The sequence below is a fragment of the Microcystis sp. M049S2 genome, from assembly GCF_020245625.1.
In the GTDB taxonomy this organism is placed as follows: domain Bacteria; phylum Cyanobacteriota; class Cyanobacteriia; order Cyanobacteriales; family Microcystaceae; genus Microcystis; species Microcystis ichthyoblabe_A.
Genome location: NZ_JADBUN010000235.1, coordinates 1 through 11172, shown reverse-complemented (window position 1 = coordinate 11172; position 11172 = coordinate 1). Strand labels below are relative to the sequence as shown.

Sequence of the window (11172 nt, the reverse complement as noted above, 5' to 3'; positions counted from 1 at the left end):
TTGAGAGAATCGTCGTTCAAAACCTTGCGTCTTCATCGGCCCGCGTCCTGTAGGGGCGAAGCATTCGGGCAATAACCTATCGGTGAAACCGTAGATTTTCTATCCGAATGCTTCGCCCCTACTTTTTGCCGCAAACCCTATCTATATCCTTACTTTTAATCATGATACCAATACTCACCCCCTGTCAGGAATGTCAGACACATTCTCATACTTTCTAGCGGAATTATCGCCATTAGCCTGTAGTAGTAGTAGGTTGGGTTGAGGAACGAAACCCAACACACGATAATTGTTATGATTTCTTGGAGCAGGTTGAAAAATCGATCTTCTATGTCCAGCAACAGCACAACATCAGTGAAGAAATCTGCACTCGGCAAGGGGCAGTATGAAAATGGGATCACTTATTTAGATTTCAGATGCTATATGGTAAAATTTGCATAATTCAGTAAGATTAGTATTATCCTATATTATTTCAACTCAACTTCCTATGAGTAACAAATCTACGATTAAATTGGTGATCGCTTTTAACGATCCTAACCTGGAGCCTGAAGAACGCGACGAACAGGCCCAAGTATTACTGACAGAACTACAACAGGCAGATGAAGTTGAATCGGTTAAACGTATTCTTGATCCCAATCCCCCTGAAGGTAATAAGTCGTTGGGCGGTTTTTTGGGAGGAATGTTAATGACCGAAGTTAACCCCGCTAATGGGAAAAAGTTGTTAGGGTTTCTGGGCGATCGCCTGGGAGGTAAACCGATAGAATTGTCGGTAGAGGCCAATGGTCGCAAGTTGACGGTTAAGGCTCACAGTCGAGAAGAATTGGAAATGGCTATTAAAGCGGCTCAAGACTTTATCTCAGGTTAAAGAAGGTATTATGGCAAAATTTGCTTTGTTAATTGGTGTGAGCGAGTATTCCGCAGGATTGCGCCCAATTTCTAGTGCCATTCTAGACGTTGAAGCAATGCGCCGAGTATTAGAGCATCCAGACATGGGAGCCTTTGATCAGGTTACAGTTTTGCCTAACCCAGACAAAGGGAGCATGGAAAAAGCAGTTGACGATTTATTTGCTGATCGACAGAAAGATGATTTGGTGCTTTTATATTTTTCTGGGCATGGACTTAAAGATCAAAAGGCTAGATTTTTTCTAAGTACAAGAGACACTGGGCGTGATCAGAAGGGAAATTTTTCTCTTGCAACAGCTTTAGCGGCAACTAAACTTCAAGAGTACATCACAGATAGTCGTTCCCAAAGGCAGATAATTATTCTCGACTGCTGTTTTAGCGGAGCATTGGTTCAGGGAATGCCAATCAAAGGGGAATTTAACATTCAAGAGGAATTAGGAGGTAAAGGAAGGGCGATTTTGACCTCTTCTAGTCCAATTGAATATTCTTTTGAGTCGGAAGATAACGATTTGTCCATCTATACAAAATATCTAGTTGAAGGAATTGAAACTGGTGCAGCAGATCAGGATGGTGATCAATTAATTTCTGTTAATGAATTGCATGAGTATGCCAGCGAACGAGTAAAGGAAGCTGCCCCGGCAATGACTCCCAAATTTTATCTTTCTCTTGAAGGAGAGGATACTATTTATTTAGCCAAATCTCCTCTTGCTGCTAATGATCCTAAATTTAAGTATCGTAAAATAGTTGAGGATATTATTAAAAAGTGGAATGATGAGGATATTAAAGATTATTGTTTTAAGGAGGAAGACTTTTCTGCTGCAGATAGGGCAGTTTTGGATGCAACAATAGATCAATTAAATCTCTCACCAGATGAAGCCAGAACGATTGAAACAGAAGTTCTTAAACCACTGCTACAGCAACGAGACAATATTAAGAAATATAGGAATGCGTTTCGGAAAATAATAGCTGCTGCTAATCATACTCCATTGAAAAACAAAGATGGAGAGAGTTTAAAGAAACTGCAAATTATTTATGGACTCAGGGATGAGGATATTCAGGTGATTGAAGAAGAAGTGCAAAATGAGGTTTATCCCATTACTACGACGATTCCACCAATCACTTCGCCTTCTGCAAAAATTGCCCAAATTTTGCATTCTATAAAAACTTCAAAGCTCCAAAATTTCAAATTAAATCTGCCAGTTAGCATAGGAATAGCATCAATAGCAGTTGTAAGTTTAATTGCCATTAATCGCCATAATATTATTACTCCATTAATTCCATCGGATTGTCCAAAACAAACGGACGACTTTATTAGTGAAGGAGAAGAAATTCTTAATTACTCTCAATTGTTTAACAAGAAGAAAGGTACAGAATATTTTGCACAGTGTGATTATCAAAAAGCCCTGTTAAGATTTAAGGACGCATGGCAAGAGGATAGGCTAGATGCAGAAACATTAATTTACTTAAATAATGCTTTACTAGAAGCCAATAAAATGCCATATTACACGATTGCTATTGCTGTTAGTATTCCCAAAAATCAAAGTGACTTTAATGATGATGATGGTGATAGTCGAGCAAAAGAAATGTTACGAGGAGTAGCACAATTACAAACAAAAATTAATCTAGGAATTTTAAATGACAATGATCCATTCCTCAAGTATTTTCCAGATCAAGATTTTATCAACAAAAAAGCGATTAATGGTAAGGGATTAAAAGTTGTCATTACTAATGATGAAAATGACGAATTACTAGCCAAAAAGACAGCATCATCTCTTTCCCAGCGTCCTGAAATTTTAGGGGTTGTTGGTCACTATCCCAGTGAAATGACTGTGGCAACGGTGGATATTTATAAGGAAAATGATTTAGTTTTGATTTCTCCCGGATCAACGACTAGCGAGCTTACTAAATACCCCAGAAAAAATTTCCTGCGAACTGTTTTTTCCAGCGATCAACAATCTCCTGCCATTGCAAAATTTTTACAAGAAAAGTCTATTAAAAAAGTGGTGGGCTTTTATAGTGAAGGAAGTCCATTTAGTGAATCTTTTTTTAATAGTTTTAAAACTATTTTTACACGCCCTCCATTCTCTGGAACTGTAGTAAAATTAGATGAATTTGATCTCGGAAATAATTTTAAGGCAGAAGAAGCCATCCAAGAGTTACGACGACAGAAAGAAGAAAAAATAACAGAAACAATAGGGCTTGTACTATTCCCAAAAGCAATTGGCGATGCTCAAGGCGATGCAATTAGACTTATAAAACTTAATAATAGTCAAAATTGGGTTATCGGATCATGGGGGCTTCGTAGTTCTCGTACCTTAGAACAAATTAACAACCTACAACCTTTTCAAAAGTTTGTTATTGCGGTTCCTTGGGATTCTTTAACCAGTCCTAACAAAAATTTTCTTAAGGATGCCAAAATTTTATGGACTACAACTTCTGTTAATGCAATAACAGCCCTATCCTATGATGCAACGCTTGCTCTAACAAAAGCTCTAGAAAAGGCAAATACTCCCACACGAATTAATATCCGTGAACACTTAAAGTCTCTTGATTTTCTTGTCACTAAAGGTGCAACTGGGACAATTAAATTCGATGAAAATGGTGATCGCAAAAAAATTGATGAAAATGGCGATCCCCAAGATCCCTCCGTAGAATTTGTTCACATTGTGGAGTGTCGGACACTAAGTTCAGATTTTGCTTTTGTCCCAATCAAGTATCCTACGGCTAAAGATGCTGGTTTATCCTGTTTAAACTCACCCAAAAAGCCTAGTCCCTAGCTAATCAGGGTTGGCTGAAAAAGTCTGAAATGCCGCTAGGAAAAAGGTTTCGACTCAATCAAGCGATCGCCGCTTTTGTAGGTTGGATTGAGGAACGAAACCCAACACAGAATTAGATAACCAACTAAAATAATCTATACTAAGCCAATAAAGCCTGTTTTATTGGGTTTGCTGCCTCCTATTGACAGTAGGCTAAAACTAATAATTAATATCATCGTCGCAATTACTCGTGGACTGGAGACAACAACTAATTATTTTTACCCGTTATCCGGAATTGGGGAAAGTAAAAACCCGTATGATTCCAGCTTTGGCAGCCGAGGGAGCCGAAGAATTGCACCGCAAACTGGCCGAATATACTCTCGGTAAATTAGCGGGTTTGAGGAATTTTCTCTCTCTGATCATTTACTACCATGGCGGCAGCGAGGAGAAAATGCGTACTTGGTTAGGTGTGCATTATTCCTATCATGCTCAACGGGGAAAAGACTTAGGAGAAAAGATGCAAAATGCTTTTGCCGATGGTTTTGCTCAAGGGATGACAGCGATCGCTATTATTGGCACAGATTGCCCAGAAATCGGGGAAAAAGAGATTTTAGCAGCCTTTGAGGCCCTAAAAACCCACGATATGGTTTTAGGGCCGGCGTTAGATGGAGGATACTACCTAATTGCTTTAAAACAGGTCTTTCCAGAGCTTTTTGACGGTATTCCTTGGGGAACGGGGGAAGTCTTGGCAAAAACTCAGACAATCGCCGCTAAACTGGCTTTAAAGACCGCTTATCTGCCTAAATTAGCCGATATAGATCGCCCGGAAGACCTGCCCATCTTAAAAAAATACCTGCCAGAATTAAGGTTGAACGATGACGGTGGTTCCCATGCGGACTAAATCAAACAACACTTTCACATCCCGATTCCGCATCCGCACACAACCATGGGAAGCGGCGCTACCGAGGGAATTTTCCGCGGGGGTGCCATGAAAACCGATGGAATTTTTGCCGTCACTCCAAAAACCGATCCATCTTTCCCCTAGGGGACTATTGGGACCGGGAGCGCTGACTTTTCCCGTCCAGGGACTTTTCCAGACGGGATTGCGAACTAATTCCCGCACCTCAAATTTACCTGTGGGGGTTTCCCAGCCTTTTTTGCCGACGGCGACGGTAAATTGGGCTAAAACTTTACTATCTTGATAAACGTAAACTTTTCTCTCTTTCAGTTTTAGAACCAGATGGGTAGCAAGAGTTTGATTGGCTGCCGTATTCGGGGTGACGGTGCTGATTTGGTTAGCTTGGGCCGGATATAGGGGTAAACAAGTTAATCCTAATCCGATGATTAAGAGGGTCAAATTTCGTTTGAACGCCATTATTCCCACACTCCTCAATTGCGATAGCGATAATTTTTAAGGATAGCAAATAGGGAACTGTTTGGAAGCCCAAGCCGCCTACACTGTGCCAGTTTTAGCTTCGTACTGCCGACAACCTTCACAGGGACCTGGGGGATTAACCGCACAACGCAAATGGGGGGAATAGGCATTAAAACGACAACTAAGATCACCGATAAAGGCCGGTTTATTTTCTGTCTCTAGAGGGATTGACAAAAAATCACTGGCCATCACCGTGCTGTATTCGTGACGATGGCGAATCCCTCTCAAACGGTTACTTAATCTCTGTTGGGATCGGTTAATTAACCAGAGACTAACGAGAGAGGGAAAGAGGGCGAGGATAAAAACAAAGGTTATCCTGATCACGATTTTAGTTTAGGCGATTGCCAGTGCTGCTAACTTATTATTGAGGCTGGCCCTAAAAATTAGGCCATAACCAGGGAAGACTTAAGGGGTTCTTCCTTTTTGCTTTCATAAACTGCCGCAGGACCGGGGAATCCTCTGGTTAGTTCCCGCACTTTAATCTCACCTGCTTGCAGGGATTTGGTCAAAATTTCCATGGCAACCACGGGTTTACCGGCACCACAGAAGAATAAATCGGCGGCGAAATAGCCGTGTTCAGGCCAGGTGTGGATCGCGATATGAGATTCAGCTAAAGTCGCCGTCGCGGTAACTCCGTGGGGACTGAACTGGTGGACACACAAATCGATCAGCGTTGCTTCTCCTGCCGTAATTCCATCGAGGATAGCGCGACGAATGCGCTCGGGATCGTTGAGGAGGTCAGCAGGTACTTGCCAAGCATCGACAATCAAATGGGTTCCCAGTTTGGTCATTTTTTTTTCAATACTCCCTATCGAAAAACCTTCACAGATTTACCAGTATAACACAATTTTTCTAACTTGTGAAAAAAAAATCAGGTTTTTCTCGGTTACTTTCTCTAAAAACTGGGACAGAGCAGTGTGTGGGGTGTGGGGTGTGGGGTGTGGGGCGAAGGCTTACGTCTGCTTGACAATAGTATTGTTAGGCGTTAGGATTCGAGCGTGGTGGACTACCACTAAAATTAGCTAAATGCGATGAACAGCGACCATTTGCCCAATATCCACCCCGGTGAAATCCTCAAGTTAGATTTTCTGGAACCGCTCAATATTACCCCCTACAGACTGAGCAAAGATTTAAGCGTAGCTCAAACTCGTATCGGTGAGATTTTAGCCGGTAAGCGTAGTATCAGTGCGGACACAGCTTTGCGTCTGTCACGATATTTTGGTAACAGTCCTCAGTTTTGGCTGAATCTTCAAACAGACTACGATCTCCGTCAAGCTCAGGCAAAGAATGCCGAAGTTTATAACCACATTCCCATCACTCCATTTATAGATGTAGCTTAGGGGACTAATTTTATCTGGGAGGGGGGACAGGATTAGTGGGGACGGTGGGACTGGGAGAAGCGGCGGGAATGGGGGGATTTTCGGGTTTACGGACTTGGGGGACGGGTAACAGATAGAAAAGTAGGGCGCAAGCGACAAGACTGCCTAATCCTGCCAAAAAAGGTACTGTTCGACTGGCCGCCGATTCATTAACCTTATGGTAGCGACGGGAAACCGGCTGTAATTTCAGGGTTAGGTCAGGTAAAGTGCGAGTATCGGCAAAAAATTGGTCAATCGCTTCTATTAAGTCGAATAACTGCACGGTACTGATTTCTATGTTGACCGGACTTTCTGGGATGTTCAAGTCCGTTGATGGATACCAGACCAGACGATGGAGATTCTGGTCAATCTTTTCTAGGTACACATGATCTGGTTCATGGACGGGGTCTTGGGGATGACGAACACCACTCAAAAATTCTTGGGCATACTGACTGACCGCTTGGGCCAAATTTTCCAAGAAAACCCGACCACCTTGCAGGACTTTATTGGCCCCGATTAACCGACATTCTACGTTAGTCAAAATTGAGAGTAAGGGTCGGCTATCCCCGGGGTTAGCCGGGGCGAAATCATCGCCGAAACCATCGAGAATCAGGGTACAATTGGGCAAGCTATACTGTCTTCTCATTTTTACACTATCTCCCCATCAAATAAACTAATCCAAAAGCGCTGCATTCCCGTCGTACCAGTACAAAATAATAACTGATCGAGGAGGGATAAAGCCAGTTCATTTAAAGCATTTTCATCGGCTAGATAAACCGATACTTTGGCCCGGCGGGGGTTCATGCGACTGCGAAAATTGGAGCGAAATCGTTCTAGGTATTCTGATAAAAGAAAATTATTATCCACGGGTAAACCTTTTGACTCCATCTGTTGCCGCGCTAACAGTAATTGTCTGATGGATATGGCTAGGGGTTTGGCCCGGTAACTGGCAATGATAACTAAAGCTTTGGCTTGGTCAAGGGTGAGACGGTCGAGGGTGTAGGAAATTCGCCACGGATTAGTACAGCGTAAGCGCCAGAAAATAATCCGGTTTTTGATAATTTTATCGAGTCCTAGTTCTTTACAGAGGGCTAACAGGGCCTCCCCGGCACCGACTTCTAAGGATTCCAACGCTAATAGCATTAAATCGATATGCTGTTGGAGATGTAGGGCGCATTGCTGACTAGCAATCGGAAAATCGGGTAAAACGCTTAAAATAAATGGTTTTTCTGGGGCTGATGTTGTAGATTCGGGCGTTAGGCTAGTAGAGGTCATGATATAGGAGAACTAAAACACAAGGGCGATCGAGTCAGGATATTGTAAATTGTATTGTATAGATAGCTGTCCCCCATTTTACGAGACACGGAAACCGAATGGATCTGAAATCACTGATTCGCGATATTCCCGACTTTCCCAAACCGGGTATTGTCTTCCGCGATATTACTACCCTACTCAATCATCCCCAAGGATTACGTTACACGATCGATACCCTAACGGCAAAGTGTCGCGATTACGGTTTATCCCCCGATTACATTGTCGGTATGGAATCCAGGGGTTTTCTCTTTGGTGTTCCTTTAGCATACCAATTAGAAGCGGGATTTATTCCCGTCCGGAAACCGGGCAAATTACCCGCCGCCGTTCATAGTATCGAGTATGATTTGGAATACGGAAGCGATAGCCTGGAAATTCATCAGGACGCGGTGGCATCCCATCATAAAGTCTTAATTGTCGATGATTTAATCGCGACGGGAGGGACGGCGAAAGCGACGGCCGATTTATTAGAAAAAATTGGTTGCGAGGTGTTAGGATTTGCTTTTATCATCGAGTTAATCGACCTCGGTGGTCGGGAAAAATTACCCGATTTACCGATTATTACCATTATCGATTATTAGGTTTTTTTCTATGACGGCGACTGATGATAATTATAAGGCGGCCACCGCTCGATCGAGTGCTAATGGGTTACAATCTCTCCTAACTAGCGAAACTTTTTTATATATTGTCAAGCGTGTTCTCCAGGGTTTATTAACTCTGTTGTTGGCCTCGGCTTTGAGTTTCGCTATTATCCAATTAACCCCCGGTGGTTTTCTAGCTTTGCTTGACCTTAATCCCAAGATTAGTCAGGAAACAAAAGAACAATATATTGCCCTTTTTGGTTTAAAAGATCCGCCGATTGTCCAGTATTTTAAATGGTTGTGGCAAGTGGTAACTCAGTTTAATTTTGGTCTGAGTTTTACCTATTTTCGTCCCGTGTCTTCCCTATTATTAGAGAGAATTCCAGCGACGTTATTAATGTCTTTGACTTCCATCATTCTAACCTGGGCGATTGCGATTCCCTTGGGCATTGTCAGCGCCGTCAAACAAAACCAATTTATCGATAAATTTTTCCGAGTTATCAGTTATCTTGGTCAAGGTTTCCCCAGTTTTATCACTGCCCTTTTACTGCTAATTCTCGCCCAAAATGTCTCGCCGCTTTTACCGGTGGGCGATATGACCAGTATTAACTATTCGGAATATTCCCCTATTGGTAAAGTTTTAGATATCGCTTGGCACATGATTTTACCAACTATTGCCCTGACAGTTACCAGTTTTGCGGGATTACAAAGATTGATGCGGGGACAATTATTAGATGTTCTGCGACAGGATTATATTCAAACCGCCAGGGCCAAAGGTTTACCAGAAAATAAAGTTATCTATGTCCACGCTTTACGCAATGCTATTAATCCTCTGATAACTCTTTTGGGCTTTGAATTTTCCAGTTTGTTAAGTGGGGCATTTATCGCCGAATTTTTCTTTAATTGGCCCGGATTAGGTCGTTTAATTCTGCAAGCTGTGACGGCTAAAGATTTATATTTAGTTATGGGCAGTTTAATGATGGGTGCTACTATGTTGATTATCGGTAATCTTCTGGCTGATTTGCTTCTCAAAGCTGTAGATCCTAGAATTAAATTGGAGAATTTAAAGTAGGGTAAATGGGGAAATTTTATCAGTTATCAGTAAACAGTAATCAGTTATCAGTGGGGAGACCACTGCGTGCGCGTTGCGGGGGGAGATGGGGAGATGGGGGAAATTTCAACTAAAACCCTAAAACACCAAAACCCTAAAACACCAAAACCCAATCCCCAACCCCTTTTTTCCTTTTTCCTTTTCACTTTTTACTTTGAAAAATATGTTAGCAACTACACATTATTTACTCAGGTCAAAACAAGACGGACAATACCTAGTGGCGCGTCTGAGAAAAGGTGAAAGCGAAAGTCTGGCTATTTATCTGCTTCTGTTTAAAGAATCCTACGATGCTTTAAGTTATATCAATACCCATGCTCAGGATTTAGCCAATAATTTTTCTGTGGAAACTCTCTCAGGAACACAATTAAAGGGACTAATGCAGCGATGGGGATTTGCAGGAATTGGTTTAGTTAGTGAACCTTTGGAACCGCAAGTGCAGTTTTTAGCCTACGAAAAAGGATTTAATCTCTAAACTATGAAAACGCTGTTAATCACTGGAGTTAGTGGTTTTTTAGGTTGGCATATTTACCAAAAAACTCGCTCATCTTGGGCAAGTTTCGGTACATACCTTAATCACAATGTCAATAGTAATGACCCAAATTTAATTAAAATTAATTTAACAGACTTAGCCGCAGTTAAAGAACTTTTTCAACAGATTAAACCCGACGCGGTAATTCATGGGGCTGCCCAATCAAAACCGAATCTCTGTCAAGAATTTCCCCAAGCATCCGAGGCAATTAATCTGACAGCTTCTCTAGAAATTGCCCGTTTATGTAGTCAATATCAAATACCCCTAGTTTTTACCTCTACCGATTTGGTTTTTGATGGTAAAAATGCCCCCTATTCCGAAAATGATCCCGTTTCTCCAGTCAGTGTCTATGGTGAGCAAAAAGTAGCGGCAGAAAAGGGTATTTTAGCAATATATCCTCTGGCGGCTATTTGTCGAATGCCTTTGATGTTTGGTTCCCCTTCTCCCAGTGCTAATAGTTTCCTGCAACCATTTTTAAAAACCCTCCAAGAGGGAAAAGAATTATCTCTATTCACTGATGAATATCGGACGGCTGTTGGGGTTAATAGTGCGGTGAATGGTTTACTTTTGGCATTAGAAAAAGTACAAGGGATTATTCATCTGGGGGGTAAAGAAAGAGTTTCTCGTTATCAATTTGGTTTACTAATGGCGGCAGTTTTTAACCTTCCTAGGGAACAAATAAAACCCTGTTTACAGTGCGATGTTCCCATGAGCGCGCCGCGTCCGCAGGATGTTTCTCTTGATAGTTCTCTCGCTTTTTCTTTGGGTTATCAACCATTAAGTAATAAAACCGAATTAGAGGCAATTAGAGATGAAATTATCTGAACAAAAGCGGACTATATTAATCATCTTACTCCTTTTTTTTACCGCTATTCTCATGACTAATTATTTCGAGGTAGGGATGACGGGAGTGTTAGCTTTTTTCGTTGCCTATCTTTCTAAAGGATTGCGAAAAGTTAAGTAACCCCAGTTCGGGTTAAGCAGCGGGGGGTAAAGCCCATTCCATCTTCGGAGGTGATTCGGTATAGTCATTTCAGATAAGTCTGATACAGCTGACAGGGGGACAAGCAAGCTGAAAAGCTTATGTAGCATAAAATACAGACACAGACTCCAAAAAAAGATAAGTCATATTTACCATATATGACCTAAATAACGAAAATGATAAGTGAACTATACCAGAAAGTGTTAGAA

At 41.7% G+C, this 11172-nt stretch carries 14 protein-coding genes; 9 read left to right on the top strand and 5 right to left on the bottom strand.

The genetic code is table 11. The features are described from left to right. Window positions 1-484 precede the first annotated feature (484 nt). From IM496_RS19000 to IM496_RS18990, 3 genes are all read left to right on the top strand, one after another. Window positions 485-862, top strand: coding sequence for a hypothetical protein (locus IM496_RS19000; protein WP_052277030.1), 378 nt, complete (start codon window positions 485-487; stop codon window positions 860-862). Window positions 863-872: 10 nt separating this feature from the next. Next, window positions 873-3677 carry a caspase, EACC1-associated type gene (locus IM496_RS18995; RefSeq protein WP_287662932.1) on the top strand — a complete coding sequence of 935 codons (2805 nt, stop codon included), beginning with the start codon at window positions 873-875 and terminating at the stop codon, window positions 3675-3677. A 229-nt stretch (window positions 3678-3906) separates the two neighbouring features. Continuing rightward, a complete protein-coding gene (locus tag IM496_RS18990) occupies window positions 3907-4557 on the top strand; it encodes a TIGR04282 family arsenosugar biosynthesis glycosyltransferase (protein ID WP_287662931.1) in 651 nt (216 codons plus the stop codon). Here IM496_RS18990 and IM496_RS18985 read toward each other — a convergent pair. The 3 genes from IM496_RS18985 to speD all read right to left on the bottom strand — a co-directional run bounded on the left by IM496_RS18985 (window position 4519) and on the right by speD (window position 5882). Beyond that, window positions 4519-5031 (bottom strand): L,D-transpeptidase, encoded by a 513-nt coding sequence (locus IM496_RS18985; protein ID WP_002801339.1) that lies wholly within the window; start codon window positions 5029-5031, stop codon window positions 4519-4521. The two genes, IM496_RS18990 and IM496_RS18985, sit on opposite strands and share 39 nt — an antisense overlap. Window positions 5032-5109: 78 nt before the next feature. After that, complete coding sequence (locus IM496_RS18980) at window positions 5110-5415, bottom strand: DUF6464 family protein (protein WP_287662929.1); 306 nt, start codon at window positions 5413-5415, stop codon at window positions 5110-5112. Window positions 5416-5474: 59 nt separating this feature from the next. Further along, window positions 5475-5882, bottom strand: a complete 408-nt coding sequence (gene speD / locus IM496_RS18975) for an adenosylmethionine decarboxylase (protein ID WP_002781248.1) — start codon at window positions 5880-5882, stop codon at window positions 5475-5477. A 240-nt stretch (window positions 5883-6122) separates the two neighbouring features. Between speD and IM496_RS18970 the strand changes: the two genes are divergently transcribed. Further along, complete coding sequence (locus IM496_RS18970; protein ID WP_287662928.1) at window positions 6123-6431, top strand: HigA family addiction module antitoxin; 309 nt, start codon at window positions 6123-6125, stop codon at window positions 6429-6431. Window positions 6432-6441: 10 nt separating this feature from the next. Here the strand turns inward: IM496_RS18970 and IM496_RS18965 are convergent, their stop codons facing one another. Both IM496_RS18965 and IM496_RS18960 read right to left on the bottom strand, forming a co-directional pair. After that, window positions 6442-7095 (bottom strand): DUF4335 domain-containing protein, encoded by a 654-nt coding sequence (locus tag IM496_RS18965; RefSeq protein WP_287662926.1) that lies wholly within the window; start codon window positions 7093-7095, stop codon window positions 6442-6444. A gap of 2 nt (window positions 7096-7097) precedes the next feature. After that, window positions 7098-7724 carry a DUF3038 domain-containing protein gene (locus IM496_RS18960; protein ID WP_287662925.1) on the bottom strand — a complete coding sequence of 209 codons (627 nt, stop codon included), beginning with the start codon at window positions 7722-7724 and terminating at the stop codon, window positions 7098-7100. Between the two features lie 98 nt (window positions 7725-7822). Here IM496_RS18960 and IM496_RS18955 point away from each other — a divergent pair, with 98 nt between their 5' ends. The 5 genes from IM496_RS18955 to IM496_RS18935 all read left to right on the top strand — a co-directional run bounded on the left by IM496_RS18955 (window position 7823) and on the right by IM496_RS18935 (window position 10945). Beyond that, on the top strand, window positions 7823-8341 hold the full coding sequence (locus IM496_RS18955; RefSeq protein ID WP_002742074.1) for an adenine phosphoribosyltransferase: 519 nt from the start codon (window positions 7823-7825) through the stop codon (window positions 8339-8341). A gap of 10 nt (window positions 8342-8351) precedes the next feature. Beyond that, entirely contained in the window at window positions 8352-9413 is a 1062-nt protein-coding gene (locus tag IM496_RS18950) for an ABC transporter permease (RefSeq protein WP_194018024.1), read from the top strand. Window positions 9414-9615: 202 nt separating this feature from the next. After that, the gene (locus IM496_RS18945) at window positions 9616-9924 is read left to right on the top strand and encodes a hypothetical protein (RefSeq protein WP_194018021.1); all 309 of its coding nucleotides are present in this window, start codon (window positions 9616-9618) and stop codon (window positions 9922-9924) included. A 3-nt stretch (window positions 9925-9927) separates the two neighbouring features. Further along, the gene (locus tag IM496_RS18940; protein ID WP_287662924.1) at window positions 9928-10806 is read left to right on the top strand and encodes an SDR family oxidoreductase; all 879 of its coding nucleotides are present in this window, start codon (window positions 9928-9930) and stop codon (window positions 10804-10806) included. Beyond that, window positions 10793-10945, top strand: coding sequence for a hypothetical protein (locus IM496_RS18935; RefSeq protein ID WP_002737765.1), 153 nt, complete (start codon window positions 10793-10795; stop codon window positions 10943-10945). Before IM496_RS18940 ends, IM496_RS18935 begins: the two co-directional genes overlap by 14 nt. Window positions 10946-11172 lie beyond the last annotated feature (227 nt).

Excerpts from the sequence above, each read along its gene's own strand:
- IM496_RS18995 (WP_287662932.1), top strand. The coding sequence starts at position 873 with ATGGCAAAATTTGCTTTGTTAATTGGTGTGAGCGAGTATTCCGCAGGA.
- IM496_RS18935 (WP_002737765.1), top strand. The coding sequence starts at position 10,793 with ATGAAATTATCTGAACAAAAGCGGACTATATTAATCATCTTACTCCTT.
- IM496_RS18955 (WP_002742074.1), top strand. The coding sequence starts at position 7,823 with ATGGATCTGAAATCACTGATTCGCGATATTCCCGACTTTCCCAAACCG.
- IM496_RS18960 (WP_287662925.1), bottom strand. The coding sequence starts at position 7,724 with ATGACCTCTACTAGCCTAACGCCCGAATCTACAACATCAGCCCCAGAA.
- IM496_RS18950 (WP_194018024.1), top strand. The coding sequence starts at position 8,352 with ATGACGGCGACTGATGATAATTATAAGGCGGCCACCGCTCGATCGAGT.
- IM496_RS19000 (WP_052277030.1), top strand. The coding sequence starts at position 485 with ATGAGTAACAAATCTACGATTAAATTGGTGATCGCTTTTAACGATCCT.
- IM496_RS18970 (WP_287662928.1), top strand. The coding sequence starts at position 6,123 with ATGAACAGCGACCATTTGCCCAATATCCACCCCGGTGAAATCCTCAAG.
- speD (WP_002781248.1), bottom strand. The coding sequence starts at position 5,882 with ATGACCAAACTGGGAACCCATTTGATTGTCGATGCTTGGCAAGTACCT.
- IM496_RS18965 (WP_287662926.1), bottom strand. The coding sequence starts at position 7,095 with ATGAGAAGACAGTATAGCTTGCCCAATTGTACCCTGATTCTCGATGGT.
- IM496_RS18985 (WP_002801339.1), bottom strand. The coding sequence starts at position 5,031 with ATGGCGTTCAAACGAAATTTGACCCTCTTAATCATCGGATTAGGATTA.
- IM496_RS18945 (WP_194018021.1), top strand. The coding sequence starts at position 9,616 with ATGTTAGCAACTACACATTATTTACTCAGGTCAAAACAAGACGGACAA.
- IM496_RS18940 (WP_287662924.1), top strand. The coding sequence starts at position 9,928 with ATGAAAACGCTGTTAATCACTGGAGTTAGTGGTTTTTTAGGTTGGCAT.